Source organism: Streptomyces sp. VNUA24 (genome assembly GCF_029167005.1).
Classification (GTDB): domain Bacteria; phylum Actinomycetota; class Actinomycetes; order Streptomycetales; family Streptomycetaceae; genus Streptomyces; species Streptomyces scabiei.
Genome location: NZ_CP119143.1, coordinates 1,791,713 through 1,817,204, shown reverse-complemented (window position 1 = coordinate 1,817,204; position 25,492 = coordinate 1,791,713). Strand labels below are relative to the sequence as shown.

The 25,492-nt window shown below is 73.8% G+C and carries 18 protein-coding genes and 1 pseudogene; 8 read left to right on the top strand and 11 right to left on the bottom strand.

All coding sequences use genetic code 11. The features are described 5' to 3' along the window. Nucleotides 1-5: 5 nt before the first annotated feature. From PYR72_RS07545 to PYR72_RS07535, 3 genes are all read right to left on the bottom strand, one after another. Nucleotides 6-1,472: a serine/threonine-protein kinase gene (locus tag PYR72_RS07545; protein WP_275454543.1), complete on the bottom strand. Its 1,467-nt coding sequence runs from the start codon at nt 1,470-1,472 to the stop codon at nt 6-8. Next, nucleotides 1,460-2,239, bottom strand: a complete 780-nt coding sequence (locus PYR72_RS07540; protein ID WP_275460354.1) for a serine/threonine protein kinase — start codon at nt 2,237-2,239, stop codon at nt 1,460-1,462. The genes PYR72_RS07545 and PYR72_RS07540 overlap by 13 nt, the downstream gene beginning before the upstream one ends. A gap of 329 nt (nt 2,240-2,568) precedes the next feature. Further along, complete coding sequence (locus PYR72_RS07535; protein WP_275454542.1) at nt 2,569-3,357, bottom strand: SDR family oxidoreductase; 789 nt, start codon at nt 3,355-3,357, stop codon at nt 2,569-2,571. Nucleotides 3,358-3,591: 234 nt separating this feature from the next. On the opposite strand from PYR72_RS07535, the pseudogene PYR72_RS07530 reads away from it, so the two are divergent. Continuing rightward, nucleotides 3,592-4,785: pseudogene (locus PYR72_RS07530) on the top strand (FtsX-like permease family protein); the annotation flags it as partial. A 53-nt stretch (nt 4,786-4,838) separates the two neighbouring features. On the opposite strand, the gene PYR72_RS07525 reads toward PYR72_RS07530, so the two are convergent. Continuing rightward, the gene (locus PYR72_RS07525; protein WP_275454541.1) at nt 4,839-6,056 is read right to left on the bottom strand and encodes an IS110 family transposase; all 1,218 of its coding nucleotides are present in this window, start codon (nt 6,054-6,056) and stop codon (nt 4,839-4,841) included. A 273-nt stretch (nt 6,057-6,329) separates the two neighbouring features. Here PYR72_RS07525 and PYR72_RS07520 point away from each other — a divergent pair, with 273 nt between their 5' ends. From PYR72_RS07520 to PYR72_RS07510, 3 genes are all read left to right on the top strand, one after another. Further along, on the top strand, nt 6,330-8,351 hold the full coding sequence (locus PYR72_RS07520; protein ID WP_275454540.1) for an ABC transporter permease: 2,022 nt from the start codon (nt 6,330-6,332) through the stop codon (nt 8,349-8,351). Then, a complete protein-coding gene (locus PYR72_RS07515; RefSeq protein ID WP_275454539.1) occupies nt 8,348-11,122 on the top strand; it encodes an ABC transporter permease in 2,775 nt (924 codons plus the stop codon). Before PYR72_RS07520 ends, PYR72_RS07515 begins: the two co-directional genes overlap by 4 nt. Before the next feature lie 101 nt (nt 11,123-11,223). After that, nucleotides 11,224-12,183: an ABC transporter ATP-binding protein gene (locus PYR72_RS07510; protein ID WP_275454538.1), complete on the top strand. Its 960-nt coding sequence runs from the start codon at nt 11,224-11,226 to the stop codon at nt 12,181-12,183. 25 nt (nt 12,184-12,208) lie between these two features. Here the strand turns inward: PYR72_RS07510 and PYR72_RS07505 are convergent, their stop codons facing one another. The 5 genes from PYR72_RS07505 to PYR72_RS07485 form a co-directional block, all read right to left on the bottom strand. Continuing rightward, nucleotides 12,209-12,919: an ABC transporter ATP-binding protein gene (locus tag PYR72_RS07505; protein WP_275454537.1), complete on the bottom strand. Its 711-nt coding sequence runs from the start codon at nt 12,917-12,919 to the stop codon at nt 12,209-12,211. A gap of 82 nt (nt 12,920-13,001) precedes the next feature. After that, a complete protein-coding gene (locus PYR72_RS07500; RefSeq protein WP_275454536.1) occupies nt 13,002-14,003 on the bottom strand; it encodes a protein-ADP-ribose hydrolase in 1,002 nt (333 codons plus the stop codon). A 115-nt stretch (nt 14,004-14,118) separates the two neighbouring features. Further along, nucleotides 14,119-14,880 (bottom strand): nuclear transport factor 2 family protein, encoded by a 762-nt coding sequence (locus tag PYR72_RS07495; protein WP_275454535.1) that lies wholly within the window; start codon nt 14,878-14,880, stop codon nt 14,119-14,121. A 146-nt stretch (nt 14,881-15,026) separates the two neighbouring features. After that, nucleotides 15,027-15,905 (bottom strand): SDR family oxidoreductase, encoded by an 879-nt coding sequence (locus PYR72_RS07490; RefSeq protein ID WP_275454534.1) that lies wholly within the window; start codon nt 15,903-15,905, stop codon nt 15,027-15,029. 15 nt (nt 15,906-15,920) lie between these two features. Next, nucleotides 15,921-16,811, bottom strand: coding sequence for an NAD-dependent protein deacetylase of SIR2 family (locus PYR72_RS07485; RefSeq protein ID WP_275454533.1), 891 nt, complete (start codon nt 16,809-16,811; stop codon nt 15,921-15,923). A gap of 252 nt (nt 16,812-17,063) precedes the next feature. Here PYR72_RS07485 and PYR72_RS07480 point away from each other — a divergent pair, with 252 nt between their 5' ends. Then, nucleotides 17,064-18,098, top strand: coding sequence for an AraC family transcriptional regulator (locus PYR72_RS07480; protein WP_275454532.1), 1,035 nt, complete (start codon nt 17,064-17,066; stop codon nt 18,096-18,098). Between the two features lie 223 nt (nt 18,099-18,321). On the opposite strand, the gene PYR72_RS07475 is transcribed toward PYR72_RS07480, so the two are convergent. Further along, nucleotides 18,322-19,251 (bottom strand): alpha/beta hydrolase fold domain-containing protein, encoded by a 930-nt coding sequence (locus PYR72_RS07475; protein WP_275454531.1) that lies wholly within the window; start codon nt 19,249-19,251, stop codon nt 18,322-18,324. 399 nt (nt 19,252-19,650) lie between these two features. Here PYR72_RS07475 and PYR72_RS07470 point away from each other — a divergent pair, with 399 nt between their 5' ends. From PYR72_RS07470 to PYR72_RS07460, 3 genes are all read left to right on the top strand, one after another. Then, the gene (locus tag PYR72_RS07470; RefSeq protein WP_275454530.1) at nt 19,651-21,915 is read left to right on the top strand and encodes an MMPL family transporter; all 2,265 of its coding nucleotides are present in this window, start codon (nt 19,651-19,653) and stop codon (nt 21,913-21,915) included. Nucleotides 21,916-22,529: 614 nt separating this feature from the next. Beyond that, on the top strand, nt 22,530-23,840 hold the full coding sequence (locus tag PYR72_RS07465) for a histidine kinase (RefSeq protein WP_275454529.1): 1,311 nt from the start codon (nt 22,530-22,532) through the stop codon (nt 23,838-23,840). Continuing rightward, nucleotides 23,837-24,493, top strand: coding sequence for a response regulator transcription factor (locus tag PYR72_RS07460; protein WP_275454528.1), 657 nt, complete (start codon nt 23,837-23,839; stop codon nt 24,491-24,493). Before PYR72_RS07465 ends, PYR72_RS07460 begins: the two co-directional genes overlap by 4 nt. Nucleotides 24,494-24,611: 118 nt before the next feature. Here PYR72_RS07460 and PYR72_RS07455 read toward each other — a convergent pair whose 3' ends face one another. Continuing rightward, nucleotides 24,612-25,307, bottom strand: coding sequence for a type 1 glutamine amidotransferase domain-containing protein (locus PYR72_RS07455; RefSeq protein WP_275454527.1), 696 nt, complete (start codon nt 25,305-25,307; stop codon nt 24,612-24,614). Nucleotides 25,308-25,492: the final 185 nt, after the last annotated feature.

Below are 25,492 nucleotides of genomic sequence, written 5' to 3'. Positions count from 1 at the left end.
TCGGTTCAGGAGCAGTCGGGCAGCGCGGGGCCGTCCTCGGTGCGGACGGCGGGCAGCCAGGCCGTCGTCTGCGGTGACCCGTCCGGGAGGCGGACCCGCAGCCACTTCGTGGAGCGTGAGCCGGTCTCGTCGCTGACCGGCGTCCCGCGCAGCACGTGACAGTCGACGGCGAGGACGTCCCCGTGCCACACCCGGTGCGCCACGACGTTCTCGACGGTGTACGGGAGCGCGGGATCCACGGCCAGGCCGAGGCTGCACGCCGGAAGGCGGTCCTCGGCCCGGTCACGGCACAGCCCCACCACGTTGAACACGGTGACCCGGCCCGCCGGTTCGGCGGTGTGCCGTGTCCCGCTCCGGTCGCCGCCGGAGGAGTACGCCCATCCGGTGGCGGCCGTCCCGCACAACGCGGCGGCCAGGGCGAGGCCGAGCAGCGGCTTCGCCCGTCCGCCGGTCCGCGGGACGGCCGCGGTCCGCATCCGGGCGAGCAGACTCTCGGCGGTGTGGACGGCGCGCTCGTCATGGGTGGGGGCCAGGCAGTCGGCGGCCAACTCGCGCCAGAGGGGCGGTACGGCGTTGTCCAGCCGCAGCGGCGCGCGCCCCTCGGCGTACTCCTGGGCCGCCGCCCCGCGTGCCATCGGGGTGGCCCCGGGGAACGGTGAGGCACCCCCGGTGAACATCTGGTGGATCATGATGCCGAGGGCCCAGATGTCGTTGCTGGGCCGCACCTGGACGCCGCGCTCGCCCAGCGGTGCTCTCCAGCGCTCGGGGGGCAGGTAGTCGGGGGTGCCGAGGGGCGGTGTGTAGCCGTGGGTGCCGTCCAGTTCCACGGCGAGACCGAAGTCGGAGAGCCTGGCCGAACCGTCGGCCATGATCAGGACGTTGTCGGGTTTGAGGTCGCCGTGCACCCAGCCGGTGCCGTGCAGATGGGCCAGCCCCTCGCAGATCTCGGTGAGGAGCCGCACCTTCTCGGACTCCGCCGGCCCCGGCCCGTCCCGTTCGAGGAGACGGCGCAGACTGTGCTCGGCCCGTTCCATGACCAGGACGACCGATCCGTCGAGAACCGGGTCGCCGGGCTCGCTGAGGACCACCGAGTCGAGCATCCGGATCAGCCGGGGGTGTCGGGTCCGGCGGCCGACCTCGGTTTCGCGCCGGGCGGTCTCCACGAGGGCGCGTGCCTGACGCGGGGCCAGCCCGGCGGTGGGCAGGAACTTGAGCGCGACGACCTGCCCGCGCCCGGTCTCCTGTCCCCGTTCTCCTCCTGACCCTGGCCCTGACCCTGGCCCCTGCCCTTCCCCGGACCCTGGCCCCTGCCCTTCCCGGGACCGGGACGTCGGCTCACCGTCCCGGGGGAGCGTGGGCCGGCCCTCGTAGACCGTGCCCCAGCCCCCGCTCGCGATCCGTTCGCCGACCTCCCAGTCTCCGACCCGGTAGCCGGGAGTCAGCCGCTCCAGGGGATCGCTCACGCCGTGCACGTCCTCGCCCCGAGCCCTGCCGCCGTACGGGGAGGCAGCAGGGCGAGATGGTCCTCGTGGACCAGACCGAAGCGGAGCGCGAGCCCGACGATCGCCTCGCGCTTGCCGTTGCGGCGGGCACCCTGCCCCGGTTCCACGGCGGCGGGGACGTCCAGCCGGAGCTTCTCCTCGGCGAGGTAGGCGATGTGGGAACTGACGGCGCGGGCGGTGAGTCCGCCGTACTCCGGCCGGGTCCTGAGCCGTTCGACGACCTGGGGCGTGGTCGGGACGGCGACCGCCGACTCGTCGCGCAGCCGGGGTTCGCAGAGCGCCACCAGAACCAGGAAGTAGGTGGCGGTCTCGTCCAGGGAGTAGGCCGTGAGGGTCTGCGTCCCCCACGAGCCGCCCGTGTGCTGCGCCCGGTCCGGATCGAGGTACACGTGATCCGGCGCGAACACCTGGAAGCTCACCGTCGACTCGCGCGCGGGCAGGACCACCCGCGCGAACTCGAAGGGAATGGGCGCCCCCACCCGGCGCGGCGGGACGCGTACGTACTCTCCCGCGCCCTCCGGGTTCTCCACCAGATAGCTCTGGGTGGCGCTGAAGTTGCTCAACTGCCAGTGATCCTCGGTCACCCGGATCTCGCCCGCGAGCCGGGAGACCGCCGGATCACCGAGCCGCAGTTCGACGGGAGTGTCGGCCGAACCGCGTCCGAACCGGGCCACGCCGCCCGGCCCCAGCCGCAGGGTCACCGGCGCCGCACGGTGCCGCGGCCGGCCCGCGCCCATGCCGGGGCCGCCGGACCCCACCCCCTGGCCGTAACCGCTCCCGCCGCTCTCCTCGTCGCGCGGAAGATGGATCACCACGCCGCTCATCCCGTTCCCCCGTTGCTGCCGTCGTCGCGCCGTCGCTGCCTGACTCGGTGAACGCCACGTGGTCGGCGCGGAGTTCACTTCGTCCCTGTGCTGTCCCGGCCCGTCCGCGCTGACAACGTTGGCCGTGAGCGGTGCTCCGACGAACGGGTCGAGGGGGAGGAAGGACAGCCGTGGTCACTGATTCATACGCGTGTCGGAGCGCCTTGGTTGCAGGGGGAGGCGTCGGGCCGGGCGGCGGCCGGTCAGCCGGCGAAGCCGCCGTTGCTCATCAGGAGCTGCCCGTTGATCCACTGGCCCTGCGGTGAGCACAGGAACTCCACGAGATGGGCGGTGTCCCGGGGGCTGCCCAGACGTCCCAGCGGCGTCCGGCGCAGGACGTGCTCCCGGATGCCGTCGGACATCCAACCCGTGTCCACCGGCCCGGGGTTGACGACGTTGGCGGTGATCCCGAGGGGGGAGAGTTCGTGGGCTGCCGCCAGCGTGATGCGGTCGAGTGCGCCCTTGCTCGCGCCGTAGGGCAGGTTGCCGACCGTGTGGTCGCTGGTGAGGCTGATGACGCGGCCGGTGCCCTTCGTCCCGCGGAAGCGTCGGCCGTACTCCCTGATCAGCAGCCAGCCGGCACGCGCGTTGACCGCGAAGTGGCGGTCGAAGCTCTCGACGGTGGTGTCGAGCAGGCCGGAGTCGACCGACTCGCAGTGGCACATCACCAGGGCGGTGACGCCGCCGAGGCGACGTTCGGCCTCGTCGAAGACACGGGCCGCCGCGTCCGGGTCGCCGAGGTCCGCCTCCACCGCCGTCGTGTCCGCGCCCCGCTCGGCCAAGGCCGCGGTGAGGGTGTCCACGGCGCCCGCTTCGGCGCCCCAGGCCATGCGGGCGTCGTACGGAGTCCAGTAGGTGAAGGCCACGTTCCAGCCTGCCTCGGCCAGTCGGCGGGCGATACCCGCACCGATGCCCACGGTCCGGCCCACGCCGGTCACCAGGGCGACGGGGCGTGCCGCATCATCGGGCGGGGTCTGTCCACGGGATGTCATGAAGAACCATCGTTCGGCCCGGGCCGTGCGCACCGCAACTCGATTCCGCGAGCGGCCCTCCGCTCCACCAACTCCCCGCAAGATACGCCGTATTCGATCACAAGACGAGCAAGGTCGGTCCTACAATGCTCTCTGCATCCGCACGCCGACGTCGCTGACCCACGACCCGGGGTGTGGTTGGAACCGGGGGGTTTGGTGGGGGAGCGAGCGGTGCCTGCGGGCGCGTTGCGATTCATCGTGCTGCGGGCGTGGGCGTACCGCGCCCTCGTCGGTGCCGTGCTGCTGACCGTGCTGCTGACCACGGCCGTGCTGGCCGCGCTCACCGCCTACTCGACGGCGATGGGCGACGCGGCGCTGCGGCGGACGCTCGCCGGACAACGGACCGCCGCCGAGACCGCCTTGGTGCTCAAGGCCGATGTGCCGGCCGACCAGCGGCGGGCGGCGGACGACGCGGTGCGGGCCGGGGCCCGCACCGTCTTCGACGGGCTTCCCCTGCGCGTGCGGACCCTGCTGCGGTCCGGCCCCTACGCCCTGCCGCCCGCGCTGCGGCCGGCCTCCGAACGGGGCGAGAACCCCGACCTCACCTTCTTCGCCGCACTGGACCGCACACAGGTGCGCACCGTGGCCGGGCGGCTGCCCCGGGAGACGGTGAGCGGGGGGACCGTCGAGGCCGCGCTGCCGCAGAGCGCCGCCCGGCGGCTCGGGGTGGAGCCCGGGGACCGGCTGACCGTCACCGACCGGCTGGACGGCCCGGCGGTGCGGGTGCTGATCACCGGCGTGTACCGGCCGGTGGACGCCGGGGCCCCCTACTGGCGGCTGGACGACCTGGGCGGGCGCGGCGTGCAGGCGTCGAGCTACACGACGTACGGGCCCCTGCTGACGGCCGCCGGTCTGCCCACGTCGGGGCGGGTGAGCACCGGCGCGTCCGGCTGGCTGGTGTCGGCCGACTACTCCTCGCTGACGACGGAGCGGATCGGCGCCCTGCGCGAGGCGGCCCGCTCGGGCAGCGCCCACCTGCGCAAGAACCCCGCGCTCAGCAGCGCCACCGTGGCCGACACCGCGCTCCCGGAGGTACTGGACCGCATCGAACGCTCCCTGCTCGTCACGCGGTCCAGCATGCTGATCGTCGCGGGCCAGCTCGGACTGCTTGCGGCCTGCGCCCTGGTGCTCGTGGCGGGGCTGCTCAGCTCCGAGCGGACGGCCGAGACCCGGCTGCTGCGAGCGCGCGGTGCCACCCGGGCACGGCTGGCCGGCCTGGCCGCGCTGGAGGCCCTGCTGATCTCCCTCCCGGCGGTGGTGGTGGCGCCGCTGCTGTCGGGACCCCTGACGCGACTGCTGGCCGGACAGGGCGCGCTGGGCGGGACCGGGGTGCGCGTGGAGGTACCGGCCGGGGGCCGTCCGGAGGTGTGGGCGGTCGCCGGGGGGGTGCCTCTATGTCTTTCGTCAAGGCGCCCAGGTTGGGGTGGATTGGCTGGCTGGGGTCATGCGGCGAGTTCGACGTCCTTGGGGATGCGGGGTTCGTAGAAGGTGCCGTCGCGGAGCATGGCGAACAGGACGCTGATGCGTTGACGGGCGAGGCGGAGGAGGGCCTGGGTGTGGGTTTTGCCGCGGGCTCGCTGGCGGTCGTAGTAGGTGCGGGAGGCCGGGTCGGCGTTCATGCAGGCGAAGGCGGAGAGGAACATGGCGCGTTTGAGCTGCCGGTTTCCGCCTCGGGGTGCGTGTTCGCCGTGGATCGAGGTCCCGGACGACTTCGTGGTCGGGGCGAGGCCGGCGTAGGAGGCGAGGTGGGCGGCGGTGGGGAAGCCGGTGCCGTCGCCGACGGTGACCAGCAGGACTGCGGCGGTCCTGACGCCGACGCCGGGCATCGACGTCAGGACCGGGGAAAGAGGGTGGGCCTCCAGCAGGGCGTTGATCTGGGCTTCCAGGGCCCTGCGCTGGGTGTGGACGGTGGCGAGCGAGGCGGCCAGGGAGGGGATCACGATGTCGAGGGTGCCGGTGCCGGGGACGACGACGGTCTGCTCGTCGAGGGCATCGAAGACATCGTCGATCAGTCGTGCGGCCATGCGCGGTGCCTTCGGACGGATCACCTCGACCAGCCGACGGCGGCCGGCCTTTCGCAGTGCGGCCGGAGAGCCGTAACGCTCCAGCAGCCAGGTGACGGCGGGGTGGTCGAGGCGGGGGCCGAGGACGCGTTCCAGTGACGGGTGGAACTGGGTGAGCAGGCCGCGTATCCGGTTGGAGGTGCGGGTGGCCTCGGCCGCGAGGTCCTGGTCGAAGCCGGTCAGCACGGTCAGCTCGGCGGTGATCTCGTCGGCCAGCTCCAGGGTGCGCAGGGTGTGGGGCATGGTGCGGGCGGCGTCCGCGATCACCGCGGCGTCCTTGGCGTCGGTCTTCGCCTCGCCCGGGTAGAGGTCGGCGATCCGGCGCATGGCCAGTCCGGGCAGATAGGCGACCTGGCAGCCCGCATCCCGGGCGACGGTCAGGGGCAGGGCTCCGATCGAGGCGGGCTGGTCCACGATCACCAGGACGGTGCCGAACTTCTCGGTCAGTTTGTCGAAGACGGCCCGCAGTTTCGGCTCGCTGTTGGGCAGCTGCTTGTCGAAGACCTTCTTCCCGGCCGGGGTGAGCCCGTGGCCGTGGTGGGCCGTCTTGCCGACGTCCAGGCCGAGGAACACGCCCACGTCTTCGGTGTCGACCATCGTGCCCTTCCAGGGGAGTTGAGTGTGCCGGCCTCGGCAGTGGTGTCGTACGCGCGCATCCACGTTATGCAGACCTGCCGCCCGCGAGCTGTCCGGCATTGCGCCGGACCGGACGGTGGCCGGACCTCTCATCAGCGTCTCCGACGGCACCTTCCGGGCCCGGTGACATCACCCCCCAGGTCATCCGTTCGACAGGGGGACACAGTCATGCCGGGCCCGGAGGCCAGCGGCCCTCTTGCAGGACCGCGGAAAACATAACGGGGGGGGGCCGCGGTGTGCGCGCTGGCGGTGGCCGTCCCGGCGTGGCGGGCCTCGTTCGCGGGTGGCGTCGGCACGCGGGCACAGGCGCTGGCCGCACCGCTGCGGGCCGGGGCGGATGTCGGTCTGCTCGCCGTGGCGGGCGTCGCTCTCCGGCTCCTCGGTGACCAGGACTCCGGAGCCGTCACCGCCGACCGCGGCGGCGTCCTCGGCGTCGACCCGCTGCTGGTGGTGGCGCCCGCCCTGGTGCTGCTCGCCGGCACGGTTCTCGTCCTGCGGCTGCTGCCCCTGCTGGCACGCGTCGGCGAGCGGCTCGTCACCCGCGGGCACGGTCTGACCGCTGCCATGGTCGGCTGGCAGTTCAGCCGCCGCCCGATGCGGGGGGCCGGCCCGGTCCTGCTCCTGGTCATCTCCGTGGCGCTGGGCGTGATGGCGATCGGGCAGAACGCCTCCTGGCACCGTTCCCAGGCCGACCAGGCCGACTTCCGGGTGGGCGCCGACCTGCGCGTCCTGACCTCCGGAAGCGGCGACGTGGGCCGCACGGACGTCTACGCGGACCTTCCGCACGTCGACGCCGTCGCCCCCGCGTTCCGCGGCACGGTGCCGCTCTCCGGCAGCCGCAACGCGACCGTCCTGGCCGTGAACACGACGGAGGCCGCCCGAGTGGTGCGGGCCCGGCACGACCTGACGGACGGTCCGCTGTTCGCCGGGCTCGCGCCGCGCGGAACCCCCGCCGGTGTCGAGGTGCCCGAGGGCACGACCCGGCTCACCCTGACCGCCACCCTGCACAGCACCGGGCGGGGGCCGGGCGCGGACGTCACGCTGACGGTGCGCGACCGGCACGGAACCACCTACGAGATACCCTCCGGCAGCCTCGCCGCCGACGGCCGCCCGCACCGGCTGACCCCGGACCTGAACGGCGCCCGGGGCCCGTTGACGCTGACCGGGCTCACACTCGGCACACCACAGCCGACCGACCGGGCCGACCGGCACCGCCTGGTCCTCGACGCGCTCACCGCGACAGCCGGTGACGGCGACGCCCGGCGGCTGTCCCTGCCGGCCACATGGACGACCGCGGTACAGGCCGATCCGGCCGGCGCGCCCGAGGACGACGCCCGGCCGACCCGCCCCCGGCTCACCTCGACCGCACCCGTCGCCTTCACGTACGGCACCGGTTACCAGCCGTCCGGCATCTCGCCGCCCGCCCTGCCGCTGGAGGTCCGCCTCAAGGTCGCCCAGCCCCGGCCTCCCGAGATCGCCGCGGTCGCCACCGACCGGTTCCTCACCTCCTCCGGCGCGCGCGAAGGGCAGCGTCTGAAGGTGACGTTCGACGGCCGGTCCGTACCCGTCCGTATCGTCCGCACCGCGAGCGCCCTGCCCACCACCGAGGCCACCGCCCGGGACGGCGGGGCCCTGCTGGTCGACCTCCGGGCCGTGAACCAGGTGCTGCAGATCCGCCACGGGACCAGCCTGAAGCCCACCGAGTGGTGGCTGGGCACGACCGAACCCCGTGCCACGGCAGCGGCCGTACGCGCCCTGCCCGACGTCGATCCGGAGCAGGTGATGGTGCGCGACGAGACAGCGGCGGAACTGCGCGGCGACCCGTTCGGGGCCGCCCCGGAGGCCGCGCTGACCGCGGCCGCGGCGGTGACGGTGCTCTTCGCCTCGCTCGGCTTCGCCGTGAGCGCGGCGGGCGCGATGCGGTCCCGGGACGCCGAGTTCGCCGTCCTGGGTGCCCTCGGAACACCGCGCCGACGGCTGGCCCGGCTGGTCGCCGTCGAGCACGGCGTGCTGGTGACCCTCGCACTGCTGGTCGGCACGGCCCTGGGCGCGGTGCTGACGCATGCGCTGGTGCCCCTCGTCGTCCTGACCGGCCGGGCCACCCGCCCGGTCCCGCCGGTACTGGTCGAACTCCCGCTCCTGCCGCTGACCGCCCTGCTGGCGGCCCTCGCGGCGGGTCCCGCCCTCGTCACCGCGGCCCTCGCCCTGCGGCGGACCAAGCCCGTGACCGCGCTCAGGGACGAGGTGACGCGGTGACCGCGCGGCCGGTACCCCCGCGGGACGGGGGAGCGAAGGCGACGCCGCCACGGGCCCGGGCCGGACTGTGGACCCGGCTCAGGGCCTTCGCCGGCACGTCCGTGGCCCTCGCGGTCCTGGTGGCCGTGACCGCCGCGCTGGCCGCCGCCTACCCGCGTGCCGTCGACCGGTACGGGGACGCGGGACTGCGCCGGGCGGTCGAGCAGGCACTGCCCGACCAGACGACCGTGCAGCTGCAGGTGCCCCTGTCCTGGATGGACACGGTCGAGGACATGGAGGCCGCCCTGCGCGCCGGCCCGCTGGCCGCCGCGCGGGCCGAGGTCCTCGCCGCCGCCGAGGCGCCGCTGGTACCCGACCGCGCGCAGTCCTCGTACGGGGTGCGGACGACCGTGCCCCTGGAAGCGCCCGACCGCTGGCTGCCCCGGCCCGCCGGCCACCCCGCCCAACTGGTGCTCGCCGCCCAGCAGGACCTGGCCTCCCACGCCCGGCTCAGCGAGGGCCGGCTGCCGCGCACCACGGACACGCCGGTGACCTCCGCGACCACACGGGTCGAGGCGGCCGTCACCGTCGAGACCGCCCGCACGCTCCGCATCCGGGTCGGTGCGGTGATCCACCTGCCGCGCTCGGGGAACGACCCGCTCTCCGTCGAGGTCACCGCGATCGTCGCCCCGCGCGCCCCCGAGGGCGCCTACTGGTCGGCCCTGCCGGTGCTGCGCACCCCCGTACTGAGCCGTCCGCCCCAGCTCTTGCCGACGGATGTCCACTGGCTCGGCGGCCTGCTCCTCGCCCCCGACGCGGGCCCGGCGCTGCTGGGCACCCCCGGCCGTCCGGAGCGGTACTGGAACGTGGCGCCCGACACCGCCGCCCTGCACGGCCGCGACCTCGACCGTACGGCGTCCGCCGTGGCCGCCCTGGAGTCGGGCCCGGGACTGCAGCGCCTGCGGTCGGCCGTCGACGACGGCCTGGAGGCCCAGACGAACCTCGACGAGGTCCTCGCGGACCATGCCCGACTGCGGTCGGGGATCGTTCCGTTGCTGCTCCTCGCCGCCGTCGGGGCCGGCAGCCTCGCCGTGATCGTCCTGTCCATGGCCGGTGGCGTCGCGGCCGACCGCCGGCGCGCGGAGCTGGCCCTGCTGCGGGCCCGCGGCGCCTCACTGATCGGTCTGGCCGTCCGGCTGCTGGCGGAGACCGCGGTGGTCGCCGTGCCGGCCGGCGCCCTCGGACTGACCGTCGCGCTGCTCGCCCTGCCCGGCGCGCGCACCGGACCCGCCGTCGCGGCCGCCCTCGCCGTCACCCTGACGGCCTGCGCCGCGCTCCCCCTGCGGGCCGTGATCGCGCACCGCACGGTGCGGATGCACGAGGAGCGGCAGGACGCCGCTGCCGCCCGGCCCTCGCGACGCCGTACGGTGGCGGAACTGACCGTGCTGGTGATCGCCTCGGGGGCCGTCGTCGCACTGCGCCGGCAGGGATCCGGCAGCACCGCCCTGGTGGCCGCCGCACCGCTGCTGACCGGCGTGGTCGCGGCCCTGCTGCTGGCCCGCCTCCACCCGCTGCCGCTGCGGGCGCTGAGCGGGGCGGCCACACGGATGCGGGGCCTGGTGATCCCGCTGTCGCTGGCCCAGGTGGCCCGCGCCCCCGGGTTCGCCGTGCTGCCCCTGCTCGCCCTGCTCAGCGCCCTGACCACGGCGGCGTTCGGCGGCTCGGTCCTGGCCGGGGTCACGGAGGCCCGCGACCGGGCCGCACTCCTCGACGTCGGCGCCGACGGCCGCGTCGAGACCATCACCGGCGCCCTCCCCCGCACCCTGCCCGACCGCGTGGAACGGATGCCCGGCGTACGGGACATGGCCGAGGCGAGTGTCAGCTACGACGCCAAGCCGGAACAGGGCAGCCGGCCCCTGCCGCTGGCCGCGGTGGACCCGGGCACGTACGCGCGCCTGGCGCACCGCACGGGCCTGGGGCCGTTCGACGCGGCACGCCTGGCGCGCAAGGACGGCGCGACGGCCGGCGGCGCCGGGCGGCCCCTGCCCGCGCTGGCCTCGTCCGGCGTGGTCGACGAGTACGGCACCGGCCCCCACTCCGTCCTGCTGGCGGACGGCACCTCCGTCACCGTCCGGATCGTCCTGGTCCGGGACCGCACCCCGGCCGTGTCCGGCGACGAGTTCCTGGTCGTGGACCGCGCCGGCCTGCCCCGCGGCGCGGCGCCCACCACGACCCTGCTGCTGACCGGTGACGCCCTGGACGGCCGGGCCCTGCGCGCGGCGACCAAGGGCACCGCTGCGGCCGTCCGGCTGCGCGCCGAGGAACGCGACCGGCACGTCGACTCACCGCTGCAGTCCGGCGCGGAACGCCTGTACGGCGCCGCGGTCGCCGCGGGCGCCGGGTACGCGGTTCTCGCCCTCGTCCTGACCGTGCTGCGCACCGCGCCCGAACGCGCCGCCCTGCTCGCCCGGTTGCGCACGATGGGCATGACACGGTCCCAAGGCCGCCGGCTGCTGATCCTCACGGCCCTGCCCCAGGCGTTCCTGGCCGCGGCGGGCGGCGTGCTCACCGGCTGGGCCGCCATCCACCTGCTGGCGCCCGGCGTCGACCTCTCGGCCCTCGCCCTGGCGTCCCCGTCCGCCGCCGAGGGGGCCGCGCTGCGCACCGATCCGCTGTCCCTGGCGGTTCCGGCGCTCACCGTGCTGCTGCTGGCCGTCGGAGTGCCCGCCGGGCAGGCATGGTGGGCCGGGCGACGCGGTTCGGTACGCGAACTGAGACTGGGGGACACGTAGATGGATCACCTCATGCGCGGGGAGGACCCTCGACCGCGTCGACGACCGGACCGCGACCACCCGGACGATCCGCGGGACACGGGACCGGACAGGAGCAGCCGATGACCAGCAGCCCGACCTTCCACGAACTCGCCGACCGCGCCCTCGCCCGGCGCGACGCCGCCGCGTACGGGCACGACGCCCTGATCACCTGTGACCGGGTGGTGCGCATCTTCTCCGCCGACGGGGTGGAGGTCCAGGCGCTGCAAGGGCTCGACCTCCTGGTTCGTCAGGGGGAACTCATGGCCCTGGTCGGTGCCTCCGGCAGTGGCAAGTCGACCCTCATGAACATCCTGTCGGGCCTGGACCGACCCACCGCCGGCGCCGCCCGCGTCGCCGGTCACGACCTGGCCGCGATGTCCGCCAAGGAGCGCCTCGCCTACCGTCGCGGGACCGTCGGCTTCGTGCGGCAGCAGACCTCCCAGAACCTCCTGTCCTATCTCACCGCCGCGCAGAACGTCGCCCTGCCCCTGCAGTTGGCGCGCACCCCGGGCGGGCGCCGGGCCCGGGCCGCGCGGGCCGTGGAACTCCTGGACCTGCTCGACGTCGCTGGATGCCGCGACCGCCGGCCGCCCGAGATGTCCGGCGGCCAACAGCAGCGCGTCGCCCTCGCCGTGGCCCTCGCCAACGACCCCGCGGTCCTGCTCGCCGACGAACCCACCGGCGAACTCGACTCCCACACGGGCGAACAGGTCTTCGCGGCGTTCCGCACGGCCAACGCGGAGCTGGGGACCACCATCGTGATCGTCACCCACGATCAGGCCGTCGCCGGGGAGGTCAGCCGTACGGTGGCCATCCGGGACGGCCGTACCTCGACGGAGGTCCTGCGCCACAGCGAGGTCGACTCCGCGACCGGTCAGGAGAACATGGTCGCCCGCGAGTACGCCATGCTCGACCGGGCCGGCCGCCTCCAACTGCCCGCCGAGTACACCCGTGCCCTGGGCATGCGCGACCGCGTCGCCCTGGAACTGGAGCCCGACCACATCGCCGTCCGCCCGGACGACGTCCGGAACGAGGCCTGAGCGCCGCGTCTCATCAGGTGGCCGGTCACCGGTCCTGGTTCTTGGCGACCTCGGTGATCTCGCCGTCCTTCAGCTCCAGGACACGATCCGCGAGGTCCAGGAGGGTCGCGTCATGGGTGGCCACGAGAGCCGTGATCTGTTCGCTGCGGACGACCGCGCGCAGCAGCTCCATCACGGAGTGCCCGGTCTCCGCGTCCAGTTGACCGGTCGGCTCGTCGGCGATGAGGATCGAGGGGCTGTTGGCCAGGGCGCGGGCGATCGCCACGCGCTGGCGCTGTCCGCCGGACAACTCGCCCGGGCGCTGCTCCGCATGGTCCGCGAGCCCCACGAGGGACAGCAACAGGTCGACACGCTCCCGCCGTTCGCGCGGGTCCGCCCTCCGCAACCGCAGCGGTACGCCCACGTTCTCGGCGGCCGTGAGGAGAGGGAGCAGGCCGAACGACTGGAAGACGAAGCCGATGCGCTCCCGGCGCAGCGCGAGCAGGGCGTCCTCACCCTGCTCCCGCAGGTCCAGCCCGTCGACGGTGACCTGCCCGCTGTCCGGCTCGTCCAGACCGCCGACGATGTTGAGCAGAGTGGTCTTGCCCGAGCCCGAGCGTCCCTTCACCGCGACGAGTTCCCCCCGCGGAACCTCGAAGGAGACGCCACGCAGCGCGTGCACGGTCCCGGCGCCCCGCCCGTACGACTTGTGAACATCCGTCACCCGCAGCATGGCTGCGGTCACCACCCGGCTCATCGCGCCCCCGTATGCTCCGCCGATTCCGCGGCGCACCACTATCCCACCCGGCGCGACCACCGGCAAAGCATGCATGCTGGGGTCAGGAACGGCGGTCTTCGCCGAGCGCGTGACGGTAGGCCCGCTCGTCGTCGGCCGTGAAGACGGTGAACACCACACGGTCGAAACGGTCCGGACGCGCCGTGATCCAGTCCTCGACGGTCCGCAGGGCCACCGACGCGGCCTCTTCCTTGGGGTAGCCGAAGACCCCGGTGCTGACGGCGCAGAACGCGAGGGTGCGCACCGACTCCACCTGCGCGGCGAGGTCCAGGCACGACCGGTAGGAGGAGGCGAGTGCCTGTGCGTCGTCGGTGTGCGGCCGGCCCCGGACGATCGGGCCGACGGTGTGCACGACGTAGCGCGCCGGGAGGTGATAGCCCCGGGTGATCTTGGCTGTACCGGTGGGTTCCCCGGTTCCCTGCGCCGTGACGATCGTGTGGCAGTCGTCGCGCAGGCGGGGCCCGGCGGCGTTGTGGAGGGCGTTGTCGATACAGGGATGCCGGGGCCGGAAGCAGCCCAGCAGCCGGCTGTTGGCCGCGTTGACCACGGCGTCCGCGGCCAGGGTGGTGAGGTCGCCGCGCCACAGCGTGGTCGCGGCCGCCGCCCGGAAGGCCGAGCCGGGGAACTCGTCCTCGATCGTGGGCAGTTCCCGTGGCGAGAACCTGGGCCGCTGGTCGCTCTCCGCGCCGAGGAGGGCGTCCAGCTCCCGTTCCGCCTCCTCCGGCAGGGGACCGGGGTCACGGACGGTCAGCAGAGCGCGCAGCACGTCGCGGGCCGCCGCCGCGTCGGACTCCGTTTCCGTCGCGCGCTCGGCGAGGCTTCTCAGCGCGTCGGCGCGCAGACCGAGCCGGGAGACCGCCGGGTCGGCGCCGAGCAGGCGCAGTGCCGAGCGCAGATGGGCGTCCTGGCGGCCGTCGGCGGCCGGCGCAGCCTTGGGGCGGAAGGGCGTGTCGAGGGCGACGGCCGTCCGGTACGCGGTCAGGGGCAGTGAGCGCCGTGTCCCCGAGCCGGTGAGGGCGTCGGACTCCGCGCGGATCGGGGTCATCAAGGGCTCCGGGTGGGTGGGTGGTGGGGTGCCGAGGGCTCGGCCCGCGCACACCCGCGCGCGGGGCCGAGCCCTCGGCGGAGGGCCGGATCGTTTCGACCCGGTGGTCGGACGGTCAGAACAGGCCGTTGCCGTGGGGCAGTTCGGCCGGGACGGGGGCGATGACGTCCCAGTGCTCGACGATCCTGCCGTCGGCCACGCGGAACAGGTCGTAGTAGGCGACGGCCACACCGAACTCGCCCTCGGACTGCGTCAGGACGAACTCGCCCTCGGCGATGACCTTGTGCACCTTCTTGTAGACGAGGTTCTTGCCCTCCTCGGCCCACTTGGCCGCGGCCGCGCCGAACCCGTCCAGGCCGTCGGCGGCCTCGGTGTTGTGCTGGTGGTAGGTCTCGGTGGAGATGTAGTCGGTGAGCACCGAGTAGTCGGCGCCGACGAGGACCTTCTCGGCGAACTCGGCCACCAGGGCGCGGTTGGCCTCGGTGCTGCCGGTCTCGGTGACCGCGGCCGGGCCGTCGGTCTGGGAACGGCCGGAGACGGTGTCCTCGACCAGCGGGGTCAGGGCGTCCCAGTGCTCGGCCAGCTTGCCGTCGGCGTCGACGCGGAAGACGTCGAACCCGACGAGCGGGTCCGGGCCGAAGCCGTGGTAGGTGCCGTGCAGGGCGACCAGGTCACCGTCGGCGATGACACGCGCGCCGTCGTAGCGGAAGTCCTCGCCGAGGCCGGCGACGAGCCCGCGGAGGGCCTCGGGGCCGTCGGCGGCCAGCGCGCTGTGCTGCCTGTAGTCCGCGGCCACCCAGCGGTCGACGGCGGAGGGGTCCTTGTCCCCGAACAGCTCGGCGGCGGCCTGAAGGACGGTGTTCTTCGCGTTGCTCATGACTGTCTTCCCTGCTGTGGAGTCTGGGAGGGAGGGCCGGTGATCGCGGCGCCATGTGTTCAAACTATGTCTCCAAAGGGAGGATCACCGGCTCGAACAGTCCCTTTTGATGGTCAAAAACTGACATGGCTGTCTCGATGTCCGGCCTACGCGTCCCGTCGGTCTCCCTCGCCGCGGAGGACGTCGGCGAGGGGTGTGGCGGGGTGGCCGGTGAGTCGGGGAACCGCGTCACTCACCCCGTCGAGCCCGCCGGACGCGATGGCCGTGTACGTGGACACCCAGGCGTCCAGCTGCCACGACGGTGCGTTGAAGGAGGAACGGGAGGCGTAGGCCGCCTCGACCGTCTCCTGCTCGTAGGTGACGGTGCGCCCGAACCGCTCGGACAGGACGGCGGCCGCCTGCTCCAGGGAGAGGGACTCGGGCCCGGTGAGGTCGTAGGTCGCGCCGGCGTGGTCGTCGGGCCGGAGCAGCACCGCGGCTGCGGCGTCGGCGATGTCGTCCTGCCCGACGAACGCGGCGCGTCCGTCCCCGGCCGGACCACGGATGACGCCGTCCTCGCCGACCAGGTCGGGGACGAACTCCGCGTAGAGGTTGTCCCGGAGGAAGGTGTACGCCAGGCCGCTCGCGCGGATGTGCTGCTCGGTGTGGAAGTGGTCCCGGGCCAGGGTGAAGGTGGCGTCGGGCGCCGCGCCGTAGAAGGAGAGGTAGACCAGGTGCCGGACGCCCGCTTCCGCCACGGCGTCCACGAACGCCCTGTGCCGCGCGAGCCGATCGGCGCTCTCGGAGGCGGACACCATGAAGACGGTCCGGGTGCCGGTGAGAGCGTCCCGTACGGCGTTCCGGTCGGCGTACTCGGCTCGTACGGCCACCGCGCCGGGCAGCCGTGGGGCGCGTTCCGGGCTGCGGACCAGGAGTGTCTGCGGGACTCCCCGCGCGGCAAGCCGCCGGGCGACGAGCCCGCCGAGCCGGCCGGTGGACCCGGTGACGGCGAGGGTGGGCACGGAGGTGCCGGATGCCTCGGACATGAGGTTGCCTCTCTGTCAGGGACGGGGCCGGTCGAGCAGCAGGTCCGCTCCGAAGGGCACGGACAGTGCGCGGGCCCCGAGGTCCGACGGGACGTCGGGGTGGTCGGGATTGATCCGGACGAGCCGGGCCCGAGGAGTGTGGCGCACCAGGTTCTCCATGGGCCTGCGGACCACGCCGGGCGTATTGAATCCGGCCCCGATCTCCACCACCAGCAACGCGCTGTCCGCGGGCGCGTCGTCGAGCCACTCGACCAGCCGCCGCCCCGCGGGCAGATGGGCGTCGTCGACGAACTCAGGACCGACCCGGACGTTGGGGAACATGTCGGCGCCGCAGCGGGGGCAGCGCGGCAACGCCCGGGGGTCGGTCACCCGGCCGGTGTCGCGGTCGTACGCGGCCAGGATCGCGTCGATGAACGGTCGGGCGGACCAGGTCTCCCGCGAGCACGGAACCGTGCACTGGAAGGAGCCGTAGTCTCCCTGCGGGGTGAAGACCCGGTCCGCCTCGAATCCGTTGCGGGCGAAGAGGCCGTCGACGTTGGACGTCATCACCCAGTGGTCGCGGTCGCCGATCCGCTCCCGCAGCGAACGGTAGAGGGGGTTGGGCTCGGAGCCGTAGCGGATGTCGTCGATGTGGACGGCCCAGTAGCCCCACATCATGTCCGCCGGCAGAGGCGCGCCGAACAGGTAGCGCGAACGCAGGCCGAGCCGGTACAGCGCCGGGAGCAGTTCCCGGAAGCGTTCCGTGTCGCCGTAGTCGTAGCCGGCGGCGGCGCTCAGACCCGCGCCGGCCGCGATCAGCACGCGGTCGGCCTCCTCCAGCCAGGCACGGAAGGCCGACCGCGCCGATGCGAGCGGGGCAGGGGTGTCGGTCGCCGCCGGGGCGAGGGGACGGGGAACGGTACTCACGGCGTACGGGTCCTTTCCGGCGCCACGGATCGCCGGGGTCGGGCACGTGCCGAAGGCCGTGGCCGGTTGGCGGCCCGCGCGGGCAGGTGACGAGAGCGGGAGGTCGGAGCGGCACGTCGGAGCGCCGCACGCCCGCCCGTCGTCGCCGCGCGCGCCCTTTCCCCTTTCCGCCAGGGAGGAGTTCCGGTGCCGCGCGGCGACACGACCAACGTACGGCGGTCTCCGGGGGGAGGCTGGATAAACTTCCGACTGATGATGGCCAAAATCCGACAGGACGTGCCTCGGGAGATCCCGGAGCTCCCCTTCGCCGCACCCGCGGGCACGCCCGCCGGAGTCGAGGTCATGTCGCTGGCCGAACTGCGGCGGCGCGTCCCCGCGCAGACGCTCGCCGGGCCCCAGCGCCCCGATTTCCATCATCTGCTCACGCTCACCGAGGGCGACCTCCGGCAGGTCGTGGACTTCAGCGGCCACGTCCTGCGGCCGGGGTCCTGGCTGTGGGTGCGCCCGGGGCAGGTGCACCAGTGGGGCGACGTCACCCGGGCGGAGGGCACCCTGATCCTCTTCCGGCAGGACGTACTGGACCCGGCCACGGCGACGGCCGCCCGGGTCGACGACCCGCACGCACCGGTCGTCACCACCCCCGTCACCGCCGACGCCGAGGCGGTGACCATGGCGGCGGAGCACCTGAGCCGCGAGTTCCAGGCGCTCGGCCGGCTGCCGCTGGAGGTGCACATCGCGGCGCTGCGCCACCTCCTGGCCGTACTGCTGCTGCGGCTGGCCCATCTCACCGTCCCGGTCGGCGGGCGCGTGCCGGACCCGGACGAGACCTATCTACGGTTCCGTGACGCGGTCGAACAGCACTTCACCGGCACCCGGCGGGTGGAGGACTACGCCCGGATGCTGGGCTACTCGGGGCGCACCCTGGCGCGGGCGACGCTGGCCAACTCCGGCCTCAGCGCGAAGGAGTTCATCGACCGCCGGGTCGTGCTGGAGGCGAAGCGCCTGCTGGCGCACGGCGAGGAGACCGCGGCCCAGATCTCGGACCACCTCGGCTTCGTCACCGCCTCACAGTTCAGCAAGTACTTCGCGCAACGAACGGGCCGGTCCCCGATCGAGTTCCGCCGGGAGATCCGAGGACTGGCGGTGAGCGAGTCGGACGACGGACATCGGGGCGAGGTCTCGGACGACGGGCATCGGAGCGAGGGCTCGGGCGACGGACATCGGAGCGGGGGCTCGGACGACGTCACCTCACCGCCGGAGGGGAAGCTCGGACGCGGCACGGGCTGACGGCCGCGGGCCGGAACGCCGACGCAGATCCGCGTAGTGGGTGGGGCACGTGCGGCGGTCGGTGCGGCGATGGTGCGTCCGCGCCCCGCGCCGCAGCGTGCCCCTCGCGCCGGGGCTCGCGTCGTCCCGTCCCTCGTCCTTTCCGGCCCGGGGCCGTCCAGCCCTCGCGAGCCATGGAACATCCCAGCAATCGAGGCTCGACGGGCGACTCGGTGGCCGTGCCCTACACCCCGGGGGCGGTGGCCCGGCGCACCTGTTCCGCGATCAGGGCGTAGACCTTCAGGGCCGTCTCCGGGTCGTTCTGGTCGTAGCCGTGGTCGGCGTCGGGCACGTCGTAGTGCTCGCGCAGGGCGCCCACCGCGCGCAGGCGCTCCGCGTACCGCACGCCCTCCGCGCGGAGCAGGTCGTGGGCCGCCGTGACGACGAAGGCCGGGGCGATGCCCGTGAGGTCCGCGGTGTCCGACGGGTGCGCGGGGGAGACCAACGGATCGCCGCGTCTGCTCCGGTCCGGGACGTAGGCGGAGTCGAAGACGTCGGACATCCAGGGGCGCAGCACCGGCTTGGCGGTGGCCGAGCGCTTGTCCCGGGCGCCGGTCGCCAGGTCGAGCGGCGGATAGTGGAGCACCTGCAACGCGATCGACGGCCCGCCCCTGTCCAGAGCCTGACGGGCCACGGCCGCGGCGAGGGCGCCCCCGGCGCTCTGGCCCCCCACCGCCAGCCGCCGGCCGTCCCAGCCCTGCTCCTCGCCGTGCTCGGCGACCCAGCGCACCACCTCGTACGCCTGCTGCGGCGGCGCCGGGAAGGGATGCTGCGGGGCGACGACGTAGTCCACGTTCACCACGACCGCCCCCGCCTCGGCGGCGAGAAGACGGCACAGCGGATCGTCCAGTTCGATCGGCGGCAGCACGAAGCCGCCCCCGTGGAAGTTCACGTACACCGGCGGCGGCCCGTCCGCGGGACGCTCCGGCAGGTAGACGACGGCGCGGGCCGGGGCGACGGACGTGGGGACGGTCAGCTCGCGGGTGTCGCGGGGGTACTCCGGATACCGGCCGAGCAGGGTCGACGCGATGTGCCGGTCCGCCAGCAGGGCGTTGAGGCGCTGCATCGTCCTGGCGGCGACGGAGGCGACTCTCGGCCGGGCGAGGAGGGACATGACGGCTCCGTTCGGGGATCGCCGGGAGGACACGTTCAGGTTAGGCACCGCAGGGCCGGCGTCCGAGGCCCTCAGGAACCCAAGTCGGCGGTATCCGGTGGTACTCGGGTACGGGTCGGCCTCTTCCGTGAGGAGTACGGGGCCGGGCGCGCGAGGAGTACGGAACCGGGTCGCGCCCCGGCCGGAGCCGCCGCGGCGGCCGCGGGCGCCGCCGAGATCCCTCCGGGGTACCTGCTTTCGGATGAGCCGGGCCCCTACCCCGGTACCGGTCGGCTCCGCCGCATTCGCTTCCCCGGTGCCGTGGCCGGCCGAAGATCCGTGCCTAGCGTGAGAGCCGGGTCGCAGGACCCACCGGTCTTTCTCCATCCGTTCCTTGCATTCCCAGGTGGGAGTATCCCCGTGGCCACCCTTCTCTACCGGCTCGGCCGGTTCGCCTTCCGGCGGCGACGCCTCGTGCTGATGCTGTGGATCGTCGTCCTGGCGGTCGTCGGCATAGGCTCCGCGAGCGTGTCCGGCACGACCTCGGACCAGTTCACCATTCCGGGCACCCAGTCACAGAAGGCCCTCGACCTGCTGGACAAGGAGTTCCCGCAGGCGTCCGCGTCCGGCGCCACGGCCCGGGTCGTCTTCGAGGCACCGGACGGGCAGCGCCTCACGTCCGGGACGAACAGGTCCGAGGTCGAGTCGCTGATCGCGGACCTGAGGAAGGCCCCGCTGGTGGCCGACGTCACCGACCCCTACCGGAGCCGGCTCGTCAGCGAGTCCGGCACCATCACCTACGCGCAGGTGACGTACAAGGTCGCTCAGGCCGACGTCACCCCCGAGGCCCGTGACGCGCTCCACGCCGTCGCCGAGCAGGGCCGTGCGGCCGGCCTCGCGGTGAGCCTGGGCGGCAACGCCGTCCAGGAGAAGGAGGGGGCCAACGCCGGAGAGCTGATCGGCCTCGCGGTGGCCGCCGTCGCGCTCGTGATCACCTTCGGCTCACTGCTGGCCGCGGGGCTGCCCCTGCTGACCGCGCTCCTCGGCGTCGTCGTGGCCATCCTGTCGATCACCCTCGCCACCGCCTTCGTCGACATGAGCTCCTCCGCCTCCACGCTCGCGCTGATGCTGGGCCTGGCGGTGGCGATCGACTACGCGCTCTTCATCGTGTCCCGCTACCGCGGTGAGATCCGGGACGGCCACGCACCCGAGGAAGCCGTCGGGCGAGCCCTGGGCACCGCCGGCTCCGCGGTGGTGTTCGCGGGGCTCACCGTGGTCATCGCGCTGGCCGGACTGAGCGTCATCGGCATCCGGATGCTGACCGACCTGGGTGTGGCGGCGGCCTTCGCGGTCGTCGTCGCGGTGATCGTGGCGCTCACCCTGCTGCCCGCGGTGCTGGGATTCGCCGGCCCGCGGATCATGAAGGGGAACCTCAAGACCGAGCGGATGCGCGCGCTGGAACGCGGCGACGGCGAGGCGATGGGCGTGCGCTGGGCACGGCTGGTCGTCCGCCGCCCGTGGCAGGCGCTCACCGTGTCGGTGCTCTGCCTCGGCATCCTGTCCCTTCCCACGCTGGGGCTGCGGCTGGGCATGCCCGACGACAGCACCGCCGCACCGGGCAGCACCCAGCGGATCGCCTACGACACCCTGAGCAAGGGCTTCGGCGCCGGCTACAACGGCCCGCTGACGGTGGTCGTCGACGCCCGCGACAGCAAGGACCCCCAGGCCGCCGCCCGGGAGACGAGCACCGTACTGGGCGAGCTGCCGGACATCGCCTCGGTGAGCCCGCCGGTGTTCAACCGCGACGGTGACGTGGCCCTGCTGCGTGCCGTGCCGAAGAGCTCCCCGAGCAGCACCGAGACGATCGACCTGGTCTCAGAGATCCGGGACACCAGCGCCGCGGCGGTGCGCCGGACCACCGGCGCCGAGGTGGTGATCACCGGCACGACCGCGCTGAACATCGACGTCTCCGAGAAGCTCGGCGACGCGCTGCTGCCCTACCTGGCGGTGGTCGTCGGGCTCGCGATGGTCCTTCTGCTGCTGGTGTTCCGCTCGATCCTGGTCCCCCTCAAGGCCACGGTCGGCTTCCTGCTCAGCGTGACGGCGACCCTGGGTGTGCTGGTCGCGGTCTTCCAGTGGGGCTGGCTCAAGGATCTCTTCGGCGTCGACACGACCGCGCCGATCGTGAGCGTGATGCCGATCTTCATGATCGGTGTGGTGTTCGGCCTGGCCATGGACTACCAGGTCTTCCTCGTCACCCGGATGCGCGAGGAGTACGTGCACGGCGCCGAACCCACCGAGGCGGTGATCGCCGGCTTCCGGCACGGTGCTCGCGTGGTGACCGCCGCCGCCATCATCATGATCTCGGTGTTCGCCGGGTTCCTGCTCGCCGACGCCTCGCTGATCAAGTCGATCGGCCTCGGCCTCGCCTCCGCGGTGCTCTTCGACGCCTTCGTGGTGCGGATGACGATCGTGCCCGCCGTCATGACCCTGCTGGGCCGCCGGGCCTGGCACCTGCCCCGCCGGCTCGACCGGATCCTGCCCGACATCGACGTCGAGGGCGAGAAACTGCGTCACGCCCTGGCGGAGGGAGCCCTGGGAGCGCCGGCGGCGGGCCCTGCCGGCACCGGGGCCGAGCCCGGCGAGACCCAGCGCCTGGCCCCGGTGCGCCCCGGCGGGGACTGACCCCTCCGCCCCACCGCGACGGCCGGCGCCCGGAGCGCGGGCGCCGGTCCCGCCCGGCCGCCGTCCACCGGTCCCTCCCTGCCTGGGACCGGTGGACGGCCACCTTGCGGCCGTCGGGCCGCCGGGCCGCCGGGCCGCCGGGCCGCCGGGCCGGGGCCGACGTCCGGGGTGGCCGTCGGACCGGCTCCCAGCCGTCGTCGGGCGGTCAGGGGAGGACGTGGGGGTGGGGGACGACCCGACCTCCGGCAGCCTCGGCCCGCCGGTTCCCGCTCCCCGGTTCCCGCTCCCCGCGTGCCGCGCACCTCGCGCCCAGCGCCGCGCGAGCGTGATCGGCGAACACGCGGATCGCGTAGCGTGCGACCCACACCACCTCGACTCGCCCGCACCACCCGCCCCCGCCCGCGCTACTCCGTCCCCGACCGCCCGACCGCCCGACCGCCCGACCGCCCGACCGCCCGACCGCCCGACCGCCCGACCGCCCGACCGCCCGACCGCCCGACCGCCCGACCGCCCGACCGCCCGACCGCCCGACCGCGCCACCCCGTCCCCGCCCGCCGGCCCGCCTCTCCCGTCCGTCGGCGGACGGTCCTCCCGCCCCTTCGGAGACGCCCGCCGTGACCTCCCGTCCACCTGCCCGCCCGGTCGACCCCGGGGCCCTGCTGTGCGGCCCCGAACAGCGCACCGTCGTACGGCTTCTCACGGTGCTGATGGCGATGAGCCGGATGAACCAGGCCCATCCCCGGTTCCGGAAGTGGGCGGCACCGCTGGTGTGCGCGGCGATCGGTGTCCCGGCGCTGTTCGACGCCGGAGAGCACGGCCTGCCCGGCCTCCCCGTGCCGGCGCTGTTCCTGGCCGGATCCACGGTGCCGCTGCTGTGGCGCGAGAGCCGTCCCTTTCTCGCCTTCGGGCTGGTGACGGCCTTCTCCTTGGCGGAGGCGGCGTCGGGCGTGCTGACCAACTCCCACTTCCTCGCCCAGCTGATCACGCTGTACAACCTCGCCCGCTTCGCGCCGCCCGTCCACCTGGCCGTCGCGGTCTGTGTCGCCGTGCCCCAGACGATCGTGACGATCGTCGCCTTCACGACCGACCGCCAGTTCGAACGCGTCGACAGCCCGCTCGCCGTCACGACCGAACTCGTCCTCGGCATGCTCGCCATCGCCGGGCTGGGCCTGGCCGGCCGCGTGGCCCGCTCCTACATCGCCGCTCTGGAGGACCGCGCGGTCCGTCTGGAGGTGGAGCGGGACCAGCGGGCCCGGCTCGCCGAGGCGGCGGAACGCGCGCGCGTCTCACGGGAGATGCACGACATCCTCGGGCACACTCTCGCCGTGATCGTCGGACTGGCGGACGGGGCGGCCGGACTCGCCGAGACCAAGCCGAAGCGGGGCGCGGACACCCTGCGCATCATCGCCGACAGCGGGCGCGGCGCACTCGCCGACCTGCGGCGCCTGCTGTCGACCCTCCGCGACGACGAACGCCCCGACGCCCCGTTCAGCCCCCAGCCGGGCACCGCCGACCTCGACGGTCTGCTGGAGCGGGTCCGGGCCGCGGGTCCGGCGGCGACCCTGCGCGCCGCGGGCGACCTCGCGGGTCTGCCGACCGCCCTGCAGCTGGCCGTCTACCGGATCGTCCAGGAAGCCCTCACCAACACCCTGAAACACGCGGCCCCGGACACCACCGTGTCCGTGTCCGTGACCGCCGGGACGGGCACCGTGCACGTCGTCGTCGAGGACACCGGGCCGCCGCGCGCCGACCGGGGGACCGCCCTCGACGGAGGCGGGCAGGGCCTGCTCGGCATGCGGGAACGCGCGGCCCTCTACCAGGGCGCCGTCAGCGCGGGACCGAACGACCGCGGCGGCTGGACCGTCCGTGCCGTACTCCACACCTCCCCACCCTCCGGCCTCCCCAAGGAGCGGCTCCAGCCATGACCACCGTCCTGATCGTCGACGACCAGGCGTTGCAGCGCCTCGGGTTCAGCATGCTCATGGAGCAGCACGCGGACATGACCGTGGTCGGCGAGGCCACCCACGGCGCGGAGGCCGTCCGTATGACCGCCGAACTCCACCCCGACGTCGTCCTCATGGACATCCGGATGCCCGGCATGGACGGCATCGAGGCCACCCGGCGCATCGTGCAGTCCGGCGGCCGCTCCCGCGTGCTGGTCCTGACGACGTTCGACCTCGACGAGTACGCCTACGACGCGCTGCGCGCCGGAGCGAGCGGATTCCTCCTGAAGGACGCCCTGCCCGGCGAACTGGTCGCGGGCATCCGGGCGGTGGCCGCCGGGGACGCCGTCATCGCGCCAGGGCTGACCCGCAAGCTCATCGACGCCTTCAGCGACCGCCTGCCCGGTCACACCGGCGAGCAGGAACGCAGGCTCGCCGTGCTCACCGAGCGCGAACGAGAGGTTCTCACGGTCGTCGCGAGCGGCTACAGCAACGCCGAGATCGCCGAACGCCTCCACCTCGCCGAGACCACCGTCAAGTCGCACGTCAGCCGTATCCTCGCCAAGGTCGGAGCCCGGGACCGCGTGCAGGCCGTCATCTTCGCCTACGACGTGGGCCTGGTGCGGCCTGCCTGAACGCTTCCCGGCGCGGCCACTCCGGGAGGCACCGCGGTCGTGCGGCGAGGTCGTGCGGCGAGGTCGTGCGGCGAGGCCGCCCGGCGGGGTGCCGGGCGGCCTCGCGGATGCCCGGCGCTCAGCCGAGCCGGCGGACCACCGCCTCGGCGACCGCCCTGGCACTGCCCGGGTTCTGGCCGGTGATCAGCCGGTCGTCCTCGACGACATGGGTGTCGAAGGGCTTCGCCGCGACGCTGTAGTGCGCGCCGAGTTCCTTCAGCCGGTCCTCCAGGCTGTACGGGACGGCGTCGGCGCGCTGCGCCAGTTCCTCCTCCCGCCAGGAGAAGCCGGTGACGTTCCTGCCCCTGACCAGGGGTTCGCCGTCGCTCAGGGTGACGTCCAGCAGACCGCAGGGCCCGTGGCAGACCGCCGACACGATCCGCCCGGACTCGTGGAACCGGGCGATGAGCGTCTCCAGCGCCCGGCTCTGGTGGAAGTCGAACATCACGCCGTGACCGCCGGTGAGGTAGATGGCGTCGTAGTCCTCGACGTCCACCTCGGCGACGGGGACGACGTCGCGCAGCCCGTCCATGAAGGCCCGGTCGGCGTATCGCTTGTCGGTGCCGAGATCGCCGAGGATGTCGTGGGCGAGGCTCTCCGGGTCCAGCGGTACGGCGCCGCCCTCGATGCTCGCGATGGTGAGCGAGCAGCCGGCCGCCTCGGCGACGTCGTAGAAGTGGGTCAGCTCGCCCAGCCAGAGGCCGGTGCGATAGCCGACCTTCTCGTACTCGCCGGTGCTGGTGACGATGATCAGGATGCGCTTCGTGGGGGACATGTGGGGTCTTCCTGTTCAGGGGGTGCGGGCCGCCGTACGGACACGCGGCCTCGTGCGCGGCCTTCGGGCCATCCCGGCGACACCGGGCCGGAACGCTGTTCCCGTGCGGGCCGGTACCACGATAGGACGTGATGGCGGGTCACAGCCGGTACCGGGGAAGCACATCGGCGGACGGCGGACAGTAC